Origin of the sequence: Caldanaerobius polysaccharolyticus DSM 13641 (genome assembly GCF_000427425.1) — a bacterium.
GTDB lineage: Bacteria > Bacillota > Thermoanaerobacteria > Thermoanaerobacterales > Caldanaerobiaceae > Caldanaerobius > Caldanaerobius polysaccharolyticus.
In genome coordinates, this window is record NZ_KE386495.1 from 527,667 (window position 1) to 550,977 (window position 23,311).

Here is a 23,311-nt window from a genome sequence, read left to right on the forward strand (position 1 = left end):
TCCTATTTTCAAGGTCCTAGTTATGGCAGCGTCCTACTCTCCCGGTCTCCCAGTACCATCGGCGCTGAAGGGCTTAACTAGTACCCCAAAAAGCTTTCGCTTTTCGGGGACCCCTTTCGGGCTGTGTTCGGTATGGTTACAGGTGTTTCCCCTTCGCTATCGCCACCATATATTTAATTAAACCAGTGAGCGGGTATTTCTCCTTAGAAAGGAGGTGATCCAGCCGCACCTTCCGATACGGCTACCTTGTTACGACTTCACCCCAATCATCTACCCTACCTTCAACAGGTCTTCCCTGTCTTCGGGTATTGTAGACTCTCGTGGTGTGACGGGCGGTGTGTACAAGGCCCGGGAACGCATTCACCGCGGCATGCTGATCCGCGATTACTAGCAACTCCGACTTCATGCAGGCGAGTTGCAGCCTGCAATCCGAACTGTGACGAGCTTTATCGGATTCGCTCAGGATCGCTCCCTCGCTTCCCTCTGTACTCGCCATTGTAGCACGTTTGTAGCCCAGGGCATAAGGGGCATGATGATTTGACGTCATCCCCACCTTCCTCCGTGTCATCCACGGCAGTCCAGCTAGATCTCTAACTAGCTGCAGGGGTTGCGCTCGTTGCGGGACTTAACCCAACATCTCACGACACGAGCTGACGACAACCATGCACCACCTGTCTCACAGCTCCCCCATAAGGGGCACTCCAGTGTTTCCACCGGATTCTGTGGATGTCAAGCCCTGGTAAGGTTCTTCGCGTTGCTTCGAATTAAACAACATGCTCCGCTGCTTGTGCGGGCCCCCGTCAATTCCTTTGAGTTTCAACCTTGCGGCCGTACTCCCCAGGCGGGATACTTATTGCGTTTGCTCCGGCACGGATGATTTTACTCACCCACACCTAGTATCCATCGTTTACAGCGTGGACTACCAGGGTATCTAATCCTGTTCGCTCCCCACGCTTTCGCGCCTCAGCGTCAGTCCCAGGCCAGAGAGCCGCCTTCGCCACCGGTGTTCTTCCTGATCTCTACGCATTTCACCGCTACACCAGGAATTCCGCTCCCCTCTCCTGTACTCTAGTTATACAGTATCAGATGCTACCTACCGGTTGAGCCGGTATCTTTTACACCTGACTTGTATAACCGCCTACGCGCCCTTTACGCCCAGTCACTCCGGACAACGCTTGCCCCCTACGTATTACCGCGGCTGCTGGCACGTAGTTGGCCGGGGCTTCCTCATGTGGTACCGTCTCCTTCCCACATAACAGAGCTTTACAACCCGAAGGCCTTCTTCGCTCACGCGGCGTCGCTGCGTCAGGGTTCCCCCCATTGCGCAAGATTCCCCACTGCTGCCTCCCGTAGGAGTCTGGGCCGTGTCTCAGTCCCAGTGTGGCCGTACACCCTCTCAGGCCGGCTACCCGTCGTCGCCTTGGTGAGCCGTTACCTCACCAACTAGCTGATGGGCCGCGAGCCCCTCTTTAAGCGGGTTACCCCCTTTCTTTACCCACCATGCGATGGGTAAATGTTATCCGGTATTAGCACCCCTTTCGAGGTGTTATCCCGGTCTTAAAGGCAGGTTGCTCACGTGTTACTCACCCGTCCGCCGCTAAGGTAGCAGAGCAAGCTCCACTACCTCCGCTCGACTTGCATGTGTTAGGCACGCCGCCAGCGTTCGTCCTGAGCCAGGATCAAACTCTCTTGTAAACTCTTTTCTATCACTTAACACATTTGTATCCCGCTCACTGTTTAATTGGCAAGGTCCGTTAGCCTCTCGGCTGACAGCTTCTTATTCTATCACTTTTCTCCTTACCTGTCAAGGGCTTTTTCTCTCCCCTGACGGCTTTTTTAATATACCACAATTTTTCCCCTCTTGTCAAGGGATTTATCCATTTATCGTTGCTTTTATAATATATCACGGCTTAGGTTTTGTGTCAAGGGTTAGCTTTCTTCCTCATTTTCTCGAAAGTCAACTACACTTTCCCTTCCTTCATTGGTCTGAGCAGCATTTCTTGGCTTCATGGTGGGAAATAGTATCACATCTCTTATGGAATACGAACCAGAGAACACCATTGCCAGCCTGTCAATACCAATGCCTAATCCACCTGTAGGAGGCATCCCATACTCCATAGCCGTCAGAAAATCCTCATCCATGCGGTGTGCTTCTTCGTCTCCGGCTTCCCTAGCCTTGACCTGTTTTTCAAACCTTTCCCTTTGATCAAAGGGGTCGTTTAATTCAGAAAAAGCATTAGCTATTTCCATCTTGTATATAAAAAGCTCGAATCTGTCTGTAAACTCAGGATTGCCAGGTATCTTCTTAGCCAAAGGCGATACTTCAATGGGGTATTCAGTTATAAACGTGGGCTGAATCAAATTTTCCTCTGCAAACTCCTCAAACAGCAAGTTCAATATCTGGCCCTTGGTCGCATTGTCATCAAATTCAAGGCCTTTTTGCGCAGCAATTTTTCTGGCTTCTTCATCTGTTTTTACCTGATCAAAATCCACGCCTGCATACTTAAAGACAGCTTCCTTCATTGTCATCCTTGTCCACGGCTTACTTAGATCTATTTCCACGCCCTGGTACAAAAGCAGTTCCGTCCCCAATACCTCCTTGGCAAGGTATTTGATCATGTCTTCCGTCAATTCCATCATACCTCTGAGGTCGGTGTAGGCCTGGTAAAGCTCAATGGTGGTAAATTCAGGATTATGCTTTATATCGATGCCTTCATTCCTGAACTGCTTGCCTATCTCGTACACCCTGTCAAATCCACCTATAATAAGCCTCTTTAAATAAAGCTCAGTAGCAATTCTCAGGTACATATCAATATCCAGCGCATTGTGATGGGTTATAAAAGGCCTCGCTGCAGCACCCCCGGGTATCGTCTGCAATATGGGGGTTTCCACTTCCATAAAACCTCTTGAGTCCAGATATTGCCTCATCTTGCTGATAAGCTTGCTCCTTATGATAAAGTTCTTTCTGGAGTCATCGTTTACTATCAAATCCACATATCGCTGCCTGTACCTGAGCTCTACGTCTTTAAGCCCATGCCATTTTTCCGGTAAAACCTGTAAAGACTTAGCCATTACTACCAGGTCGTGGGCTTTCACTGAGATTTCTCCTTTGTGGGTCTTGAAAACTTCGCCCTTTACGCCTATTATATCGCCTATATCTACCAGTTTAAATATAGCGTACTTCTCTTCTCCTACATCATTTAACCTAAAATAGATCTGTATTTTACCCTCCTGGTCTTTTAAATCTGCAAAACTGGCTTTACCGTGTCCTCTGATAGACATAACTCTACCCGCTACGGCTACTTCTTTGCCTTCCATAGCTTCGAAGTTTTTTATAATTTCTGTTGAGTAATGGGTCCTCTCGAAGCGCAACACCTCATAAGGGTTATAAGCAGTTTCACACAACTGCTGTAATTTTTGCCTTCTTACCTGCTGCAATTCATTTAAGTTCATATCCTGCTCCATCAACGTTTTCCCTCCAACCTCTTGTGCGCGAAGTTATCTTCTGATCTCCAAAATCTTCATTTTGATTATTCCATCGGGCACTTCTACATTTACCACTTCACCCACGCTATGCCCTAATAGCGCTTTGCCCACTGGTGACTCATCGGAAATCTTCATCTGAGAAGGATCAGCCTCTGCTGAACCCACAATGGTGTACTCCACCTCTTCACCTAGGTCTTCATCGTAAACCTTCACCGTAGATCCGATGCTCACTTTGTCCAATGTTATGTCGTCTTCATCAATCACTTTGGCATTTCTCAACATGGCTTCCAAGGTAGCGATCCTGCCCTCCACAAAGGCTTGTTCATTTTTTGCCTCGTCGTATTCTGAGTTCTCGCTGAGATCTCCAAAAGCCCTCGCCTGTTTTATCCTCTCAGCAACTTCCTGTCTTTTTACTGTTTTAAGGTATTCTAACTCCTCCTCTAACTTTTTTAAGCCTTCATATGTCAAAATAGTCTGCTTTGCCATACATTTCCCCTCTTCATAAAATACTTTTTTATTCTCTATGCGACAGTTACAAAATTTATGTCTTTATACAAATAAGCACCGCTTTATGCAGTGCTTATTATATTTTTATTTATAATGCAAATTATACTGCACCTGATATTAAAAGTCAAGATGATTTGTAATCCCAACTTATAAAAGCTTTAAACTTATATCCAGGGCATTTACGGAATGGGTCAAGCTGCCTATAGATATTATATCGACGCCTGTGGATGCTACTTCTCTTACATTGTCCTCAGATACGTTGCCCGAAGCTTCCAACAATACCCTTTTATCCGCAATTACAACGGCCTTTCTCATAGTCTCTACATCCATGTTGTCCAGCATGACGATATCAGCTCCAGCCTCAATGGCCTCTTCAAGCTGTTCCAGCGTCTCAACCTCCACCTCTATTTTAACAGTAAAAGGCGCCTTCTCTTTGGCCAGCATAACAGCTTTCTTTATACCACCTACCGCTTTTATATGGTTATCCTTTATAAGCACCAGATCCGAGAGGTTTATCCTGTGGTTGTGTCCGCCGCCTACCATCACAGCGTATTTATCCAGCATCCTGAAACCAGGCAGGGTCTTTCTGGTATCCACAATCTTCACATCGTAATCCCTCACCAAGCGGCATATCCTGTAAGTCTTCGTGGCAATCCCGCTCATCCTCTGGAGGATATTAAGGGCTACCCTTTCCCCTTTTAAGATTGCCGCAGTATGCCCTTGAACCTCAGCTATTACGTCTCCCTTATCCAGAAGATCGCCGTCATAATGGCTTTTGCTAAAATGAATATCCTGATCCAGAATCTCAAAAACCCTCTTGGCCACGTCGATACCTGCCAAAACTCCTCCTTCTTTGGCTATAAACCTGCCTTTAGAGATTTGGTCTTTGGGTATAAGGCAATCTGTAGTCACATCGCCAAAACCTATGTCCTCGATGAGGGCATTTTGTATCAAATCGTCAATAACCAGCCAATTGAGCATAAAATCACCTCGCCTTTTTTTATACTTTCATACTCTATCGCTGTACATAATGGCTGCCAACACTCCGCTTATTTTTAAGAGCCCCTTCAATTATAAACCTGGCTACCAGGTACATATTGGCCACCTCCATTTTGTCCACCGTGTCTAAAGCAGCCCTGTCCAGAAATTCCAGACGTTCATTTACGCAATCCAGCGCCTCTTTAAGGTCCTTCTCGTTTCGCACTATACCAACTTTTGACAGCATAAGCTCTCTAAGATCGCCCTTCATAGCAGAGGGATCAAAAGGCCTGTACTCCTTATAGCTTTTAAATTCCACATCTGCCACATTTTCGCCTGCACAGGCATCGCTGCGGTTTTTTATGTCTTGTGCAACTCTTCTGCCAAACACCACCCCTTCCAGAAGGGAGTTGCTGGCAAGCCTGTTGGCTCCGTGTACCCCTGTGCACGCACATTCTCCTACCGCATAAAGCCTTTTTATTCCGGTCCTTCCCCACATATCCGTTTCAATTCCACCCATAAAATAATGGGCTACAGGGGTTATAGGAATGTAGTCCTTCGCCATATCTATACCCATGCTCTTACACGTGTTGTAGATCAAGGGAAAACGCCTTTTTAAAAAGTCTTCGCCGAGATGAGTCACATCCAGGTACACAAAATCGCTCCCCGTCCTTTTCATCTGGTCAAATATAGCCCTGGACACTATATCCCTCGGAGCCAGCTCCATTCTCTCATCGTACTTTTCCATAAACCTCTCCCCGTGGATATTCCTAAGTATACCACCTTCGCCTCTAACCGCCTCGGATATTAAAAAAAGCTTTTCGCCGTATTCCCCGGAATAAAACGCCGTAGGGTGAAACTGGATATACTCCATGTCCCTGGTTTTCGCACCCGCTCTTATAGCCATGGCTATGCCGTCCCCTGTAAGGACCTTACAATTAGTGGTTTTAGCGTACAGCTGACCTATCCCACCTGTAGCCATGACCACATTCTGCGCCCACAGGACATTTACACCCTTACTATCCACCGCTATAACGCCCCGGCATATGCCCTCATGGGTTATGATGTCCACCACAAAGGCGTTCTCAATAACGCGTATATTGGCGCGAACGCGCACCTGCCCTATGAGAGCGTCCATTATACCTTTACCCGTAGCATCTCCGTTCACGTGCAAAACCCTGGGCACCGAGTGCCCTCCCTCCAGCGACCTATACAAATTGCCCTGCTGATCCCTATCAAACATGACACCCAGGCGCATCAGGCTCTCAATAGCGCCTTCCGATTCCTCCACAAGACTCCTTACCACATTTTCGTCATTGGCAAAAGCCCCTGCTACCATGGTATCCCGCACATGAAGATCTCTATCGTCATCCCCGATGCTGGCAGCAATGCCGCCCTGGGCAAGATACGAATTGCTGTCTGCAATGGAGCCTTTACACATAATCACAATCTTTAAATGCTCAGGGAGACAAAGGGCGGTATAAAGGCCAGCTATTCCGCTGCCGATAATTAAAACATCGCACCTGGCGCCATTGCTTGTACTCGCTTTAAAATCCATAAGGTATCTGCGCATGATTTCACCCCTTTTACCCCACTTCCAGCATCCTTTCCAAGGCCCTTAGGGCTTTTAACCTTATGTCATCAGCTACCGTGACCTCGTATTTCATATCCTTTAGCGAATTCAGCACATCCTCAAGCCTGGTCTTTTTCATATTGGGGCAAACCAACCCCTTTGAGAGGAGGTAAAAGGTCTTGTCCGGGTTATCTTTTTTCAATTTGTGCAAAACTCCCATCTCCGTCCCTATGATAAATTTCCTGCTGTCAGATCTTTTAGCGTAATCGATTATTTGAGCTGTACTGCCTATGAAATCGGCGTATCGCCATATTTCAGGAGATACTTCAGGGTGCACCAGTATCTCTGCGTCGGGGTGTGCCTTTTTGACTTCCACCACGTCGTCAACGGCAATCCTGTGATGGGTCACACAATAGCCATCCCATAGGATGATCTTCTTATCTTTAACCTTGTCAGCCACATAAGTTCCTAAATTCCGGTCGGGCACAAAAATCACTTCATCGCAATCCAATGACTCTACTACTTTTACCGCGTTAGACGAGGTGCAACATATATCGCTCATCGCTTTAACCGACGCCGGTGAGTTGATATAGCAAACCACCGCGGCATCTGGATGTTCTTTTTTCTTTTCTTCCAGGGCTTCTGGCCATACGAAGTCAGCTAGGGGACATCCAGCGTCCCTCGCCGGCAACAATACGGTTTTATCCGGTGACAATATTTTTGCGCTTTCGGCCATAAAGTGGACACCACAAAATACGATTACATCACAATCGGCTTTGGCGGCAGCCCGGCTTAACGCAAAAGAGTCTCCTACCAAATCCGCTATGTCCTGGACCTCCGGGATCTGATAATTATGAGCAAGGATGACAGCATTTCTCTCTCTTTTAAGCCTCTTTATTTCCTCCACAATGGGCGCATAATCAGTCTCAATATTCATATACACACCTCGCGAAAAAATCCTATGTAAATAATTAATAATATAATAGCACTATCCCCTGTGATATACAACTATATTATTAAAAGGGTAACGTGACGTTACCCTTTTAAAAACCAAATCTCTTTTTAAGCGCTTCTTTTTGTTCGATTATCTCCTGAGGAAGCCTATCAAACTTCTTCAAAAATTCCTCCTGGTCTTTGATTTCCTCTGCCCAAGCCTCTTTATCGATGCTCAAAAGGGCGTCCATGACTTCCTGAGAAATATCCAGTTCCGTAGTGTCTATAGCTCCCTTTGAAGGCACATATCCAATAGGCGTCTCTACCGCTTCGCCATTGCCGTTGCACCTATCAACTATCCATTTCAGAACCCTCATGTTTTCGCCAAAACCTGGCCACAGGAAATTACCGTCGTCATCGGTTCTGAACCAGTTGACATTGAATATCTTGGGCGGATTGGGTACTCTCTTGCCCATTTCCAGCCAGTATGCAAAGTAATCCGCCATGTTGTAGCCACAGAAAGGCAACATCGCCATGGGATCGCGCCTTACCACTCCCACCTTGCCAATAGCAGCCGCTGTGGTCTCAGAAGCCATAGTAGCGCCAATGTACACCCCGTGATTCCAATCGTAAGCCTGGTAGACAAGAGGTGCTACTTTCGCCCTTCTTCCTCCAAAGATAATAGCAGATATAGGCACACCTTTAGGATTTTCCCACTCCGGCGAAATAGAGGGACATTGCCTGGCAGGAGCTGTAAACCTCGCATTGGGATGGGCTCCTTTTTCTCCACTGTCAGGGGTCCAAGGATTGCCTTTCCAGTCTATTCCACTAGCCGGAGGTTCACCCATGCCTTCCCACCAAACCGTGTTGTCGGGGGTCAAAAGCACGTTGGTAAATATGGTGTTGGCCTTAATAGTCTCCATGGCATTGGGATTGGTCTTATAGCTGGTCCCCGGAGCCACGCCAAAAAATCCTGCCTCAGGGTTGACCGCCCACAGCCTTCCGTCTTCTCCGATCCTCAGCCATGCTATATCATCTCCTACCGTCCACACCTTATAGCCCTGTCTTGCGTAATACTCCGGTGGGATGAGCATAGCGAGATTGGTCTTACCGCAGGCGCTGGGGAATGCCGCAGCCACATAGGTCACGTTGCCTTTGGGGTCCTCCACCCCCAGTATGAGCATGTGCTCCGCCATCCACCCCTGTTTTCTGCCCATGTAACTGGCAATCCTTAAAGCAAAGCATTTTTTGCCTAAAAGCACATTTCCACCATATCCTGAGTTTATGCTCCATATGGTATTGTCCTCAGGAAAATGGCATATGTACCTCTCTTCCGGGTCCAACTGCCCTTTTGAATGCAATCCTTTGACGAATTCGGGAGAATCGCCCAGCTGTTCCCACGCCACATCTCCCATCCTCGTCATAATCCCCATGTTCAGGACCACGTATATGCTGTCGGTTAATTCCACACCCACCTTGCTAAAAGGCGATCCTAGCGGTCCCATTACATAAGGGATGACGTACATCGTCCTTCCCCTCATAGACCCGTCAAACAGCTTGCCTAGTTTCGTATAGGCCTCCTGAGGATCCATCCAGTTATTGGTCGGGCCGGCATCGTCCTTGCTTCTGGTGCATATAAACGTCCTGTGCTCCACCCTCGCTACGTCGCTGACGTCGGTGCGGTGCAGATAACATCCAGGCATTTTCTCCTGATTCAGCTCGTGCAACTCGCCTGTCTTCAGAGCCTGCGCTATAAGCCTTTGCCTCTCTTCTTCAGACCCATCTATCCACACCACGTCATCTGGCTTTGTAAGCTTCATCATCTCTTCTACCCACTCTAGCACGTACCTGTTCCTTGTAACCATATCTTTCCCCTTTCCCTTTTATCTACTTTAGCTATATTATATCAAATATCTCCGACAAAAGAAACTTTTCTGAATATGTATACAGTATGTCTTGCAAATTTGCCCTATGCAAATATTAGATACCAGCCATTTAACCGAAAAAAGTACAAGTTAAAGAATGAAAAATGAAATTTTAAATAACCCGTTTTGCAATTACGCATTGCCCATGTTATACGTGGATATATTGAGCTTTTTCCTCCTGGCGTTCATCTTGATCTCCTTTATTTTCTCTACAGGGACTTCCCTCTCAAAGCTCCTGAAGCCTGCTAGCTTAAACCCATGCTTTTTAGCCAAAGCCGCAATCTCTTCCACCTGCTCTACGGTCATATCCCTTCCCAGAGAGAAGTTCTCGATGCGCCCTTCCATGGCCAGTATCATCGTCTCAGCCATACAGGCGTAACTGGTCTTGGGCGGAAAACCAAAATTAAAATGGAAATCCACATCTCCTGGCACCTCTACCACGCCACCCTCTATGACCAGCACGTCATCCCTCTTTTCCACCACTTCCTTAGACACATCCCGCGGCCTAGCCACATCGCAGACCACCGCTCCTGGCTTTAAGTGCTCCGGTTGTATTACCGTGTCCACCGCGCTGGTCACTGTTATGACCACATCGGCATTTCGCAGCGCTTCCCCCACATCTGAGGTTATGGTCGGCGATATGCCTGTTTTGTACATGAGGGTTTCAGCAAAATCCCTGAGCTTTTCTCTGTTTCTGGCCACAAGGGCAAGCTCTTTCACCTGCCTTGCCAGTATCTCCGCGCACACCTTTCCGATGGAACCCGTCGCGCCGATAACCACTGCGTTGCAGTCCTTTATATCCTTTCCCATAATCTCAGCTGCTTTTATAGTCCCCTCAATAGCAGTAGCTACCGTATAGCTGTTACCGGTAGTTACAGCGATATTCAGGTTCTTTGCCACGGTTATCCCCGCATCCCCTACCACAGACGTCATGGCGCCAAGTCCTACGATCTCTGCCCCCAGCTTCTCCGCCAGTTTACCCGCTTTAATTATCTTTTTCATAACCGTATCTTCAGGTAAGCTCAGCATCTGGTCTGATACCAGCGGTACAGCCACAAAATAGCCCTCAGTGCTGCCATAAGGGCTTTTCACCCCCTCTATTTTTGACACCTTCACAGGAGGCAATACTGTCATGAGGCTCTTAACTACTCCCTTAGGCACCTTTTGCAGGAATTTAAGCTTTCTGAAGATATCGTCGTACTCGATAGGGTGTATCAAAAAAGCAAACCTATGCACAACAAACCCCTCCTTTTTTGTTTTTAAATATTTTAAGATCGCCGTTGAAGGTATTCGATTCTAGGCTGGAAGCCTATCTTATCCAACAGATCGTTGTAATCCTCAGGTCTCATATCCTCAGGTCTTTTGCCTGCCAGGCACACCAGTACGGCTTCCATGACGTTGGTGCCAAAGGATCGGCCGTTTAGCTCTGGGGTGGTGGTGACCAAAAGCTCAACACCCCTATTCCTCATCATATCCACGTCCTGTGCTGTCACGGTGTTGGTTATGATGACCTTGCCTTTCATGTCCTCAGGCATAAACCGCTTTATAAATAGATAATCCCCGGCTATTATTTCTGCATCTTTGTAATACCTGCTGTGCTTATTCTTTACTACTTCCTGCTCCTTGCCTACAGGGTACAATATGGAAAAGGGCAACTTTACAACTATAGGAGCTAATACAGCTGCAAGGGCATACAATAACCTCAGGGATTTAAGGGGTATGGGCAAACCCAGCAAAAATATAAAATCGCCTATTGTAAGGTCAGCCCCTTCCTGTTCAAAAGCCTGCGCCATGCCAAAGCGATCCATGGCACAAGTCATGAGAACTTTCTTGCCCTTAAAATCTATTATCCCCTTTTGTGCCAGATACTTTATAACCCTTCGCTCCAGCGTGTTTTTAAGCCCCGATCCGTCCACAATAGGCGTCTTTTGAGCAGCTTTTTTAAAAGGAACAGCGTCTCTTATTATATACCGCCTGTTGCCTCCGTAAACGTAAAGGTCTATCCCCCCCATGCCAAAGGCATCCACCTTACCGTCCAGGTCTTTTATCATCTGAAGGGCCTTTTTAAAATCTCCATCTGTACCTATCCTCTCGATGATAAATCTTTCTCCCAGTATCTCAGCCTCAGCCCTGTGATTTCTCTTTGATGAACCTACGCTTATGCTCACAATCCTCTTCATAACCACAACCTCACTTTATCGAATCTAACAGTTTTTCCACTACCGCTGGATCCACGTAGACATCGTGGGTCAGAGGAGATGGCCCTATGTTTACGGTGATCACGTCGTTATCCAGTATTCCTTCTATTATCTCACTCCTCTTGTCCGAGCCCAAAAATATAACTACATCGTATGACCTTACCTCAGCTATTAAATCCATAACCCTGTTTACCAGCTCAGGACCTGACATACCCAGTGCGAAATCCCATCGTTCTTTTTCAGACAAAAGCAATTTAAAACCCACTCCGTGCTTATCCAGCAGCTCTTCCAGCTCTTGCTTATTGCCTATAGGAAAACCAATAACCGCTATGTTGCCTCCTCGCCTGATCTCGCCTAAACTTTCCAGTCTTGATATAAACGTCCTATCGGTGTTAAACTTTGACGCAATCTCTTGCTGCGAATACCCCCTCGACCTCATTTCAAATATCTGGTCTACTATCCTGTGAACCTTATCTATGTTGATCACTTTGTCGCCGATGTTCGCCAGTTTCATAAGACCACCTCTATGTGCACATTTTGTGCTCATTCATTACTATTATTTTACTACATGATAAAAAAAATGCAAGCACTTTTAAGCGATAAAAAAGCCGGCTTTCAAAGCCGGTCTTTTTACTCTTCAATGGTATCCTCTACCGAGCCACCTGCAGGTATAAACGGCAAGACCTTTTCATCTTTATCTATCATACACTCTATAACCAAAGGTTTATCTTCCGCAAGGGCTTTTTTCATAGCCTCGTCAAACTCCTCCGGAGTAGTGACCCTCAAAGCGTCTACGCCGTAAGCCTGAGACAGTTTCACAAAATCCAGGCTGGGATTTAAATCGGTCTGGGAATACCTCTTTTTGTAAAGTATTGTCTGCCATTGCCTCACCATGCCCAAAACATTGTTGTTCAATATGACGGTTATGACGGGCACGTGGTATAAAGCCGCCGTCTCCAGTGACTTGATATTCATGCGTATGCTGCCGTCGCCTGCGATATTGATGACCTTTTTGTCAGGCCTTCCGATTTTCGCGCCAATAGCCGCTGGCAAGCCAAAGCCCATAGTGCCCAAACCTCCCGAGGTCACAAAGGTGCGGGGCTTTGTGAAATTGTAATACTGGGCGGCCCACATCTGGTTCTGCCCCACCTCTGTGGCTATAATAGCATCACCCCCGGTGAGCTCGCTGATCCTCTCCACGACGTACTGGGGCTTCAGACTGCCGTCTCGCTTATACTTGAATTTATACTTTTCTTTCATGCCCGCCAGCTGTTCATGCCACTCTTTATGGTAAGGGACATTAACCCTGTTGATGAGCTCTTTTAGCACAGCTTTGGCATCGCCGACGATGCCTATATTTGTCTTTATATTTTTTCCGATCTCAGCGGGGTCGATATCTATATGAATTATCCTGGCATCAGGAGCAAATCCGGTGGCCTTCCCCGCGACCCTATCGCTAAACCTGGCACCAATGGCTATCACCAGGTCCGAGCAGTATACCGCCATATTGGCGTATTTACTGCCGTGCATCCCTAAAAAGCCCAGGGAAAGGGGATGGTCTTCCGGAAAGGCCCCAAGGCCCATAAGGGAGGTGGTAACAGGGATATCAGCTTTTTCAGCAAATTCCACAAGCTCAGCGCACGCATCAGAGGATATGACGCCTCCGCCAGCGTATATGACAGGTCTTTCGCTTTTATTTATCAACTGCACAGCCCTATCCACGATAGCATAATCTACGCCTTTTTTTACTTTATGGTCATAATTTATCGCATTTTTATCCACAGGCTCGTACTCTATCATCATGGACTGGACATCCTTTGGTATGTCTATGAGCACAGGTCCAGGCCTACCTGTTGTGGCGATCTCAAAGGCCTCATAGATGATGTACGCCAGCTTTTCCGGGTCTTTTACAATGTAGCTGTGCTTTGTGACAGGCATTGTAATACCGGCTATATCCACTTCCTGAAAGGAGTCCTTGCCTATGAGGTTTCTCCCCACCTGCCCCGTTATGGCTATAATAGGCACAGAGTCCATGTAGGCGTTGGCTATACCTGTCACCAGGTTGGTAGCGCCGGGGCCTGATGTGGCAAAACACACACCGGGTTTCCCCGTCACTCTGGCGTAACCATCAGCCATATGAGCCGCCATCTGCTCATGGGCGACGAGCACGTGCTTTATATCTGAATCATAAAGGGCATCGTATATAGGCAAAATCGCTCCTCCAGGATAGCCGAATATCACGTCAACGCCTAAATCCTTCAGGCATTTTATGACAATCTCTGCCCCTTGCAACTTCATTCACATTCCCCCTTGTCTAAACACAGCTCCTGTACTGGCAGATGTCACCATTTCCGCGTATCGGCTTAAATACCCGCTCTTTATTTCCGCTTCTTTTCTTATCCAGTTCCTGAACCTTTCATAGATTTCCGATTCAGATACCTTTACTTCCAGCTTGCGCTTAGGTATATCTATGGAGATGATGTCCCCATCTCTGACCACGGCGATAGGCCCTCCCTCTGCTGCTTCTGGCGAAACATGGCCTATGGATGCCCCTCTCGTCGCTCCCGAAAATCGCCCATCGGTAATAAGCGCCACATCTTTGTCAAGGCCCATTCCCGCCAGCGCTGATGTAGGACTCAGCATCTCCCTCATGCCAGGCCCTCCCTTGGGTCCTTCATACCTTATAATCACCACGTCACCTTTATTGATCTTGCCCCCCAATATGGCTTTAATAGCTTCCTCCTCCGAATCAAACACCCTCGCAGGTCCTTCGTGCACCATCATTTCAGGTGAAACCGCCGAAGCCTTAACTACAGCCCCATCGGGTGCCAGATTCCCCGTGAGCACGGCAAGCCCTCCTGTACTGCTATAAGGTTCATCCACCGGCCTTATGACATCGTAATTTTTGACGGATGCATTTTCTATGTTTTCACCTACTGTCTTTCCCGTAACAGTAAAACCGGATGTATCTATATAGCCTTTTTTGTTAAGTTCTGCCATCACGGCCTGTATGCCACCGGCTTCGTGGAGGTCTTGAATGTGATAGGGACCTGCTGGGCTCAATTTGCACAGGTTGGGCACCGTATTGCTTATTTTATCAATATCTTTAAGGCTTATATCCACGCCGGCTTCGCGGGCTATGGCGGTAAGGTGCAATACCGTATTGGTAGACCCTCCCAGGGCCATATCCACAGCAAATGCGTTTATAAAAGCATTGCGCGTCATGATGTCCCTGGGCCTTATATCTTTTTCTACCAGGTCTATTATGCGCACCCCTGCGGCTTTAGCCAGCCTTATCCTCTCAGCATACACCGCGGGAATTGTGCCATTGCCGGGCAAGCCCATGCCTAAAGCCTCGGTAAGGCAGTTCATGGTGTTCGCCGTATACATCCCCGAGCAGGAACCACAACCAGGGCAGGCGCTTTGTTCCAACTCCCGCAACTCATCTTCTCCCATCTTTCCTGCTGAAACGGCACCTACGGCCTCAAACACTTTGCTGAGATCTGAGTCTTGCCCTCGGAATCTCCCCGCCAACATGGGACCGCCGCTGACCAAAATAGCCGGTATATTCAACCTGGCAGCAGCCATGAGCATACCCGGCACGATTTTATCGCAATTGGGTATTAACACGATGCCGTCAAAGGCATGGGCTCTCGCCACCACTTCCACGCTATCTGCTATGAGCTCCCTGCTGGCCAGGGAATACTTCATGCCCTGATGGTTCATCGCTATCCCATCGCATACCCCTATGGTGTTTATCTCAAAAGGAACGCCCCCTGCCATCCTGACACCTGCCTTTACCGCTTCGGCTATTTTATCCAGGTGTAGGTGGCCTGGTATTATCTCGCTCTTAGAGCTTATAACCCCTATAAACGGCCGTTGTATTTCCTCATCTGTAAGCCCCAAGGCGTACAAAAGGGATCTGTGAGGGGCCTTTTCCACGCCCCTCTTCACACTGTCGCTCAATCTTCTCATGTATTTACCCCCTTATTTCCTTGACCACCAGATCTCCCATCTCTACCGTACTCACGAGGGTCATACCCTCTTGCATTATATCCGATGTCCTGTACCCTTTCTCCAGCACCGATACCACCGCCTTTTCTATATCCCTGGCGGCATCTTCCATATCAAAAGAATACCTGAGCATCATAGCCACCGACAGTATGGTAGCAAGGGGATTGGCCTTTCTAGTACCAGCGATGTCAGGGGCAGAGCCGTGGACAGGTTCATATATGCCAACTTTGTCGTCACGCAGGCTAGCTGAAGGAAGCATTCCAATAGAACCCGTGAGCATAGAGACCTCATCGCTTAAAATATCGCCAAACATATTGCCTGTCACGATGACGTCAAACTGATGGGGATTTTTTATAAGCTGCATGGAGGCATTATCCACATAGAGGTGCTCCAGCGTTACTTCAGGATAATCCTTGGCCACCTCTTCTACCGTCTCCCTCCACAGCCTTGAGCTCTCCAGCACATTGGCCTTATCCACTGAGGTAACCTTTTTGCGCCTTTTCATAGCGGCCTCAAAAGCCACTTTTGCTATGCGCTTTATCTCATGGGTTGAGTAAACCTCTGTATCGTAAGCCCTATAGCCATCTTCAACCATTTCCCTGCCCCTTTGCCCGAAATATATACCCCCTGTGAGCTCTCTAATCACCAATACATCCAGGCCATCCCCTATTATCTCGGGCTTTAGTGGCGATGAATCCTTTAAAGGGCCGTACAGGACTGCCGGCCTTAAATTGGCGTAAACCCCCATGCTCTTCCTCAAGTCCAAAAGCCCGGCCTCTGGCCTTTTGCTGCCAGGCAGCGAATCCCACTTTGGACCTCCTACCGCACCTAACAGCACCGCATCGCTCTTTAAGCAAGCTGCCTGGGTCTCAGCAGGATAAGGATCCCCTGTCTTGTCTATGGCAACCCCTCCAAAGGGGTACATATCCTCTTGAAAATCCACACCGTACTTGCTCTCAATGGCGTTTAAAACTTTCAACCCCTCATTTATAACCTCAGGCCCTATCCCATCCCCCGGCAGCACCGCTATTCTAGGCATTTTTGCTCACCTGCGCCTTCACGTAGTTTATAAGGCCGTCGTGCTTTATGATCTCCTGAATAAATTCCGGAAAGGGCATAGCCTGGAACTTCAAGCCCTTGGTCTCGTCGTAAATAACGCCTGTGTTAAAGTCCACTTTTACCACATCGCCGTCATCTATAGCGTCCACAGCCTCAGGACACTCCAGTATAGGAAGCCCTATGTTTATAGCGTTTCTGTAAAATATCCTGGCGAAGGTGCGAGCTATGACGCAGGAAATGCCGGCTGCTTTTATAGCTATAGGCGCATGCTCCCGGGATGAACCGCAACCAAAGTTCTTGCCCGCTATGATCACATCGCCAGGCTTTACCCTATTTTTAAAACCTGGATCCAGATCCTCCATACAGTGCTGGGCTAATTCTGAGGGATCTGATGTATTTAAATACCTGGCCGGTATGATGACGTCTGTATCCACATTATCGCCGTATTTTATGGCGTTTCCCTTAATCATTTAAGATCACCTCCGGATCCTCTATATGCCCGGCTACAGCTGATGCCGCGGCCACAGCAGGACTGGCCAGGTAGACTTCGCTCTCTGGATGCCCCATCCTGCCAACGAAATTTCGGTTGGTAGTAGCAATGGCCCTTTCCCCTTTTGCCAGTATACCCATATGGCCTCCCAGACAGGGCCCGCAGGTAGGCGTGCTCACCGCAGCCCCTGCTTTCACAAATTCCTCGATGTAACCCCGCCTCAGGCACTCCAGGTATATCTCCTGGGTGGCCGGGAATATGATAAGCCTTACATCAGGGTGCACTTTCCTGCCTTTAAGTATCTGATAGGCCTCCTCCATATCCTTCATGCGGCCATTGGTACACGAACCTATGACCACCTGGTCTACCTTTATCCCTCTGGCTTGGTCAATGGGTTTGGCGTTTTCAGGGAGATGGGGAAAAGCTACCTGGGGCCTTATGCTGCTTAAATCTATCTCATAGACCCTCTCGTACTCCGCATCCTCATCAGCCTTGAACACTTCATAGGGCCTCTTTGCCCTTCCCTTTACGTAGTCCAGGGTCTGCTCATCTACCTCAAATATGCCGTTTTTGGCCCCCGCTTCAATGGCCATATTGGCTATGGTAAACCTGTCGTCCATGGCCAACGACTTTAAGCCCTCACCGGTATACTCCATGGACATGTACAGGGCTCCATCTACCCCTATCATGCCTATAATATAGAGTATCACGTCCTTACCGCTTACCCACCTGTTTAGCTTGCCCTTTAAATCCAACTTGATGGCCTGAGGCACTTTAAACCACGCCTCTCCTGTAGCCATAGCTGCTGCCATATCCGTGCTACCTACTCCTGTGGAAAAAGCCCCTAAGGCTCCATAGGTACACGTATGGGAATCAGCTCCTATGACCACATCGCCAGGTCCCACAAGACCTTGCTCGGGCAGAAGCGCGTGTTCAATGCCCATGCGACCTACCTCAAAATAATTTACGATGCCGTATTTTTTTGCAAATTTTCTTATCACATTGGCCTGCTCCGCTGACTTTATATCTTTGTTGGGCGTAAAATGGTCAGGGACCAACGCTATTCTCTCCCTGTCAAAAACCCTGTCAATGCCTAATTTTTCAAATTCCCTGATGGCCACAGGGGATGTCACGTCATTGCCCAACACCATATCCAATTTAGCCTTCACAAGCTGGCCCGCTACCACTTTATCCAATCCCGCATGTCTTGCCAGGATTTTTTGAGTCATCGTCATTCCCATGGCTTACTTCACACCTTCCTCACTATCGTTGCTATAAGACAGCTCGACCATCATCCTGTTTATGGCGCTTATAAAAGCCCTGGCGCTGGCCTCTATCACGTCTATGCTCAGGCCATGGCCTAAAAACGTCTTGCCGTTTTTCCCTATCTTGACAGTTACCTCGCCCAGCGCATCTTTACCGCCTGTCACAGATTTCAAGAAATAGTCCTGCAATTCCACCTGTTGACCCACGGCCTTTTCTATGGCTTTAAAAACAGCGTCTACAGGGCCATCGCCGCAATCAGCAGCCTGCATCACATTTCCCTCTCGCCTTATGCCCACCGTAGCCGTAGGCGTCACGTTGGTACCCGACGATATCTGGACGAATTCCAGCTGATAGATCTCCGGTACACTTATGGCCTTGTTTTCCACAATGGCTTCGATATCCTGGTCCAATATGGTCTTTTTCTTATCAGCGAGATCCTTAAAGCGCTCAAATGCCCTGTTTATAGCGTCAGCGTCCAGATCATATCCCAGCTCTTTTAGCTTGGCCTCAAAGGCGTGTCTACCCGAGTGCTTACCTAGTACGATGTTGTTGTGGCTCAAGCCGATGGATTCAGGAGTCATTATCTCGTAGGTGCTTCTCTCGCTCAAAACGCCGTGCTGGTGTATACCTGCCTCATGGGCAAAGGCGTTGGCACCCACGATCGCCTTATTGGGCTGCACGCTTATACCTGTCAATGTGCTTACGAGCTTGCTGGTCCTGTAAATCTGCTGGGTGTTTACGCGCACATCTCTCTTGTAGTAGTCCTTTCTGGTATTTAAGGCCATAACTACCTCTTCCAGCGACGCGTTTCCGGCCCTTTCCCCCAGGCCGTTTACAGTGACTTCAATCTGCTTTACCCCATGATACGCAGCGGTGAGGGAATTGGCCACAGCCATGCCCAGGTCATTGTGGCAGTGGACGCTCATAATCGCCTTATCGATGTTTCTTACGTGGGTTTTTAGGTAATTTATAAGCTGGGCAAATTCCCCGGGAGTCGTATACCCTACGGTATCCGGTATGTTGATTATGGTAGCCCCTGCCTCAATGACGCTCTCATAAACTTTTGCGAGATAATCCCAATCGCTTCTGGTGGCATCTTCCGCAGAGAACTGAACTTCGCCGATCTTGGACCTGGCATACGCCACCATATCCACAGCTCTATTCAACGCCTCTTCCCTGCTCATTTTAAGCTTGTGCTTTAGGTGTATATCCGAGGTAGCGATGAACACGTGTATTCTAGGATGTTCAGCTCCTTTCAACGCCTCGTAGGCCCTGTCGATATCTGCCTTTGAGGCCCGGGCCAGGGCTGATACCCCCACGCCCCTGACCTCAGCGGCAATCAACTTTACCGCCTCAAAATCTCCTCGGGATGCAATAGGAAACCCCGCCTCTATGACGTCTACGTTCAGGTTTTTGAGCTGTTTTGCGATCTCCAGCTTCTCAGCGGCATTTAAGCTGACGCCTGGGGTCTGCTCTCCATCCCTTAATGTGGTATCGTATACTATAACGTCGTTGACCCCCACTAAAATCCCCCCATATCAATCTTTTTTCAGCCAGGACATCATGCTCCTCAGCTCACTGCCTACTTTCTCTATAAGCTGATTTCTCTCCCTCTCCCTTATGGCGTTAAACACAGGTCTGCCTACCTTGTTTTCTAAAAGCCATTTCTTCGCAAACTCGCCGTTCTGGATCTCTTTCAACACCTCTTTCATCTCTTTTCTGGTCTCTTCGGTTATTATCCTCTTGCCTGTCATATAATCGCCGAACTCGGCGGTGTCGCTTATAGAATACCTCATCTTGCTGAATCCGCCTTCGTATATGAGGTCAACGATCAGCTTCATCTCGTGTAAGCACTCAAAATAAGCGATCTCAGGCTGATAACCGGCTTCCACCAGAGTCTCAAAGCCCGCCTTTATAAGCTCTGTTATACCGCCGCACAGCACCGCCTGTTCGCCAAAGAGGTCTGTTTCGGTCTCCTCTTTAAATGTGGTCTCTATAACCCCTGCCCTGGTTCCACCGATGCCCTTGGCATAAGCCAGCGCGTAATCCTTGGCTTTACCCGAATAATCCTGGTACACCGCTATGAGGTCGGGCACACCCATGCCTTCTTCATAAACCCTTCTCACCAGATGCCCTGGCCCCTTTGGAGCTACCATGATGACGTCCACGTACTCAGGGGGAACTATCTGATGGAAATGGATATTAAAACCATGGGCAAAAGCCAGTATATCCCCCTCCTTTAAGTTAGGCTCTATGCTCTCTTTGTACATCTGAGCCTGTTTCTCATCAGGTATCAGTATCATTATAACATCGGCAGCCTTTGCCGCTTCCCCTGTTTCCAAAACTGTAAGGCCGTCGCTTTCAGCTTTTCCCCACGATTTGCTGCCTTTGTACAGGCCAACCACCACGTCAAGGCTGCTGTCTTTTAGATTCAATGCGTGAGCCCTGCCTTGGCTGCCATAGCCTATAACCGCTATCTTCTTGCCTTTAAGCAAATCCAGATTGGCGTCCTCATCATAATACATCTTCGTCATCGTTAATCTCCTCCTCGTAATTTTTTAACACCTTATCTCCCCGTTCCAATGACACCAGACCTGTTCTCACAATCTCCAGTATTTCAAATTGCCTCAGAAGCTCCTCCAGTGCATTTACCTTCTCTAAATCTCCTGTGGCTTCTATGATCATAGAATTTCTGGAAACATCGATAACCTTGGCCCTGAAAATCTCAATGATATGCATGATATCATCCCTGTTGGATGAATCAAAAGAGACTTTAAATAAGACCAGTTCCCTTCCCACATTGTCCGTACGGCTCAGATCCTGAACTTTGATAACATCGATCAACTTATACAGCTGCATAGATATCTGGTTGACCACATAGTCATCGCCATCTACAACGATGGTTATCCTAGATATATCGGGGTCCTCGGTGGTGCCCACCGCCAGGCTCTCAATGTTAAAACCCCTCCTGCTGAAAAGGCCAGCCACCCGCGACAAAACACCCGGATGGTTGTTAACTAAAACAGCTAAAACATGCTTGATAAGATCACCCCCTTGTGTATCAAAAAACCCTCGTCCCTATACACTCGTATAGGGGCGAGGGTTAACTCGCGGTACCACCCTAATCCGCCCATGCCTCGCGACATGAGCCTCATCAGGTTTTACAACCTTGCCTTTTAACGCAGGCACACGGCATAGCCTACTCCCATTTCAGCCATGCAGCTCCAGAGTGAGTAAGATATACACCGCAACACCGGTTTCCACCGCCCCCGGCTCTCTATGGTTTTTAGGTGTATACCCGTCTCCTTCACAGCTTTTATGTATTGATATGCATCGAGGTGTTTAATAATTACTAGTTATTCTAACAGCAATATTGGGAAATGTCAACTGAATTTTTTTGAAATTTTCACATCTGTTATCGATTTCCTATAAATTTTTTTAAGAAATCAAGCACAAAGGCCAGCTAGTGTGAGTATCTTATCTTACCCCTATATTCATAGCTTAATTGTAGCAGAAATTAAAAAACGCTGCTTTCATCCCATCCCCTAAAGAAGATGGATCTTCCCGCAGCGATTTTATAAAATACTCAAACATGCGTTTGGTATTTCCCGTAAAGCAAATTATGTGCTACAATATCATATCGCTGTCCTTGAATTTAATCATCAACCACCTTATACCTTAGCTGTAAAAATGCAGCTACAGCAGCTACCAGGCTTACCAAAAATACCGAAGTGAAACCAAAAGCATCTATAAGCCTGCCGCTTAGCATAAACATAAGGGTAGAGAAAAACATGGTTATGGTGTTATTTATAGCCACATACGTGGATATACTGCCCTGTTCAACGTATTTTGATATCAAAATACCGCTGGATAAAGCGTATCCGCTGGAGAGCACCGTGCTCAGCGTAAAAGCTACAAATATGCCGATCAAACTCCTTATAAGCAATACACTTATGGATGCACATATGCCAAGAACCGTAGACACCATAAGGACTGCCCTATGGCCTTTTTTGGAAGAAAGCTGGCCCAGCAATATATTGCTCACTACATTGGCGCCCAGGGAGATGGCGGTGAAAGCAGCTATATCCGAAGGGCTGGCATGAAACGCCCTTGTAGCGTACACGGCGTAATAGGATAGGGATACGTTGGCGATAACTATAAAGACGTAGGCAATAACGGAATTCCTAAAATGCCCATTCTCTTTTAAGATGACAGGTATTTCTTTGAAAAAATCTTTTATACTGCCGCCTTTTGTCACCTGTTCATCAGGAGGTTCTTTTATGATGGCAAACAGTAAGGCATCCACGATCAATATGAACACGCCCAATCCAAATACCGCTGTATAGTTTAAAGGAAACCTCAGCTTGTTGAGGAGCACGTTTAACAGATACGACGACATAAGGGCCGTTATGCTGCCAAAAGCGTAAGAGTTGCCCAAAAGACTTCCCCTTTTGTCATATGGTATAACCTTTGTCATTATGCTGAAGTAAAAAGGAGAATAGGTGCCTACAAAAAAGCTAAATACACCCCAAAATATCAGAAACATTACAATGCTCAGCCGTGGATTTTTAACGGCAAAAAAGGGAATAGTAAAGACATATGCTGCAAATATAAATCTCTGAGCTAGAAGCACCCATGTAAAATTTACGCTCTTATACCGCATACCCTGCACTACTTTAGCGATAAACAGCTGGGGTATAAGGGTGCCCAGACTGACCAGCACGTTGGCAATGCTTATCTGCGTATTGGACGCCCCAAGCTTTATCAAAAAGTACGGTATCACCGCGGTTATAGATAAAAAAGTCATGCCGTTCATAAACAGAGCAGGATCGATGAATATCAAGAAAGCGTTACGTCTGTAGTACCTCTTCGCTATATCCAT

General features: G+C 47.6%; 18 protein-coding genes, 2 rRNA genes and 1 other annotated feature. All 20 genes read right to left on the bottom strand.

Annotated elements, in window-relative coordinates; translation table 11 throughout:
- Positions 1 to 20: 20 nt before the first annotated feature.
- A 5S ribosomal RNA gene (rrf, locus tag CALPO_RS14245) occupies positions 21 to 170 on the bottom strand.
- 37 nt (positions 171 to 207) lie between these two features.
- Positions 208 to 1,695: ribosomal RNA gene (locus CALPO_RS0109050) — 16S ribosomal RNA — on the bottom strand.
- Positions 1,696 to 1,929: 234 nt separating this feature from the next.
- On the bottom strand, positions 1,930 to 3,465 hold the full coding sequence (gene lysS / locus CALPO_RS13695; RefSeq protein WP_084295242.1) for a lysine--tRNA ligase: 1,536 nt from the start codon (positions 3,463 to 3,465) through the stop codon (positions 1,930 to 1,932).
- Between the two features lie 33 nt (positions 3,466 to 3,498).
- Positions 3,499 to 3,972: a transcription elongation factor GreA gene (gene greA, locus CALPO_RS0109065; protein ID WP_026487021.1), complete on the bottom strand. Its 474-nt coding sequence runs from the start codon at positions 3,970 to 3,972 to the stop codon at positions 3,499 to 3,501.
- Between the two features lie 168 nt (positions 3,973 to 4,140).
- Complete coding sequence (gene nadC / locus CALPO_RS0109070) at positions 4,141 to 4,974, bottom strand: carboxylating nicotinate-nucleotide diphosphorylase (RefSeq protein ID WP_026487022.1); 834 nt, start codon at positions 4,972 to 4,974, stop codon at positions 4,141 to 4,143.
- A gap of 34 nt (positions 4,975 to 5,008) precedes the next feature.
- A complete protein-coding gene (nadB, locus tag CALPO_RS0109075) occupies positions 5,009 to 6,544 on the bottom strand; it encodes an L-aspartate oxidase (RefSeq protein WP_026487023.1) in 1,536 nt (511 codons plus the stop codon).
- 13 nt (positions 6,545 to 6,557) lie between these two features.
- Positions 6,558 to 7,481 (bottom strand): quinolinate synthase NadA, encoded by a 924-nt coding sequence (gene nadA, locus CALPO_RS0109080; RefSeq protein ID WP_035172510.1) that lies wholly within the window; start codon positions 7,479 to 7,481, stop codon positions 6,558 to 6,560.
- Positions 7,482 to 7,587: 106 nt separating this feature from the next.
- Entirely contained in the window at positions 7,588 to 9,342 is a 1,755-nt protein-coding gene (locus tag CALPO_RS0109085; protein ID WP_026487025.1) for a phosphoenolpyruvate carboxykinase (GTP), read from the bottom strand.
- 192 nt (positions 9,343 to 9,534) lie between these two features.
- Complete coding sequence (locus CALPO_RS0109090) at positions 9,535 to 10,638, bottom strand: NAD(P)H-binding protein (RefSeq protein WP_026487026.1); 1,104 nt, start codon at positions 10,636 to 10,638, stop codon at positions 9,535 to 9,537.
- A 32-nt stretch (positions 10,639 to 10,670) separates the two neighbouring features.
- Positions 10,671 to 11,582, bottom strand: coding sequence for a hypothetical protein (locus CALPO_RS0109095; protein ID WP_026487027.1), 912 nt, complete (start codon positions 11,580 to 11,582; stop codon positions 10,671 to 10,673).
- A 10-nt stretch (positions 11,583 to 11,592) separates the two neighbouring features.
- On the bottom strand, positions 11,593 to 12,114 hold the full coding sequence (locus CALPO_RS0109100; protein WP_026487028.1) for a helix-turn-helix domain-containing protein: 522 nt from the start codon (positions 12,112 to 12,114) through the stop codon (positions 11,593 to 11,595).
- 116 nt (positions 12,115 to 12,230) lie between these two features.
- Complete coding sequence (gene ilvB, locus CALPO_RS0109105) at positions 12,231 to 13,898, bottom strand: biosynthetic-type acetolactate synthase large subunit (protein WP_026487029.1); 1,668 nt, start codon at positions 13,896 to 13,898, stop codon at positions 12,231 to 12,233.
- Complete coding sequence (ilvD, locus tag CALPO_RS0109110) at positions 13,899 to 15,575, bottom strand: dihydroxy-acid dehydratase (RefSeq protein ID WP_026487030.1); 1,677 nt, start codon at positions 15,573 to 15,575, stop codon at positions 13,899 to 13,901.
- A 4-nt stretch (positions 15,576 to 15,579) separates the two neighbouring features.
- Positions 15,580 to 16,653, bottom strand: coding sequence for a 3-isopropylmalate dehydrogenase (gene leuB / locus CALPO_RS0109115; protein ID WP_026487031.1), 1,074 nt, complete (start codon positions 16,651 to 16,653; stop codon positions 15,580 to 15,582).
- Entirely contained in the window at positions 16,646 to 17,140 is a 495-nt protein-coding gene (leuD, locus tag CALPO_RS0109120; protein ID WP_026487032.1) for a 3-isopropylmalate dehydratase small subunit, read from the bottom strand. Before leuD ends, leuB begins: the two co-directional genes overlap by 8 nt.
- Positions 17,136 to 18,404: a 3-isopropylmalate dehydratase large subunit gene (gene leuC / locus CALPO_RS0109125; RefSeq protein ID WP_026487033.1), complete on the bottom strand. Its 1,269-nt coding sequence runs from the start codon at positions 18,402 to 18,404 to the stop codon at positions 17,136 to 17,138. The genes leuD and leuC overlap by 5 nt, the downstream gene beginning before the upstream one ends.
- A gap of 3 nt (positions 18,405 to 18,407) precedes the next feature.
- Positions 18,408 to 19,952, bottom strand: coding sequence for a 2-isopropylmalate synthase (locus tag CALPO_RS0109130; protein ID WP_026487034.1), 1,545 nt, complete (start codon positions 19,950 to 19,952; stop codon positions 18,408 to 18,410).
- A 15-nt stretch (positions 19,953 to 19,967) separates the two neighbouring features.
- Positions 19,968 to 20,963, bottom strand: coding sequence for a ketol-acid reductoisomerase (ilvC, locus tag CALPO_RS0109135; RefSeq protein WP_026487035.1), 996 nt, complete (start codon positions 20,961 to 20,963; stop codon positions 19,968 to 19,970).
- Positions 20,944 to 21,471, bottom strand: coding sequence for an acetolactate synthase small subunit (ilvN, locus tag CALPO_RS0109140; protein WP_026487036.1), 528 nt, complete (start codon positions 21,469 to 21,471; stop codon positions 20,944 to 20,946). The genes ilvC and ilvN overlap by 20 nt, the downstream gene beginning before the upstream one ends.
- 47 nt (positions 21,472 to 21,518) lie before the next feature.
- Positions 21,519 to 21,749: a binding site (T-box leader), on the bottom strand.
- 335 nt (positions 21,750 to 22,084) lie between these two features.
- The gene (locus CALPO_RS0109145; RefSeq protein WP_026487037.1) at positions 22,085 to 23,311 is read right to left on the bottom strand and encodes an MFS transporter; all 1,227 of its coding nucleotides are present in this window, start codon (positions 23,309 to 23,311) and stop codon (positions 22,085 to 22,087) included.

Coding starts and splice junctions, on each gene's coding strand:
- ilvC (WP_026487035.1), bottom strand. CDS start 20,963: ATGACGAAGATGTATTATGATGAGGACGCCAATCTGGATTTGCTTAAA.
- CALPO_RS0109085 (WP_026487025.1), bottom strand. CDS start 9,342: ATGGTTACAAGGAACAGGTACGTGCTAGAGTGGGTAGAAGAGATGATG.
- nadA (WP_035172510.1), bottom strand. CDS start 7,481: ATGAATATTGAGACTGATTATGCGCCCATTGTGGAGGAAATAAAGAGG.
- lysS (WP_084295242.1), bottom strand. CDS start 3,465: ATGGAGCAGGATATGAACTTAAATGAATTGCAGCAGGTAAGAAGGCAA.
- greA (WP_026487021.1), bottom strand. CDS start 3,972: ATGGCAAAGCAGACTATTTTGACATATGAAGGCTTAAAAAAGTTAGAG.
- CALPO_RS0109145 (WP_026487037.1), bottom strand. CDS start 23,311: ATGGATATAGCGAAGAGGTACTACAGACGTAACGCTTTCTTGATATTC.
- leuB (WP_026487031.1), bottom strand. CDS start 16,653: ATGCCTAGAATAGCGGTGCTGCCGGGGGATGGGATAGGGCCTGAGGTT.
- nadB (WP_026487023.1), bottom strand. CDS start 6,544: ATGCGCAGATACCTTATGGATTTTAAAGCGAGTACAAGCAATGGCGCC.
- CALPO_RS0109095 (WP_026487027.1), bottom strand. CDS start 11,582: ATGAAGAGGATTGTGAGCATAAGCGTAGGTTCATCAAAGAGAAATCAC.
- ilvD (WP_026487030.1), bottom strand. CDS start 15,575: ATGAGAAGATTGAGCGACAGTGTGAAGAGGGGCGTGGAAAAGGCCCCT.
- nadC (WP_026487022.1), bottom strand. CDS start 4,974: ATGCTCAATTGGCTGGTTATTGACGATTTGATACAAAATGCCCTCATC.
- leuC (WP_026487033.1), bottom strand. CDS start 18,404: ATGGGAATGACGATGACTCAAAAAATCCTGGCAAGACATGCGGGATTG.
- ilvB (WP_026487029.1), bottom strand. CDS start 13,898: ATGAAGTTGCAAGGGGCAGAGATTGTCATAAAATGCCTGAAGGATTTA.
- CALPO_RS0109100 (WP_026487028.1), bottom strand. CDS start 12,114: ATGAAACTGGCGAACATCGGCGACAAAGTGATCAACATAGATAAGGTT.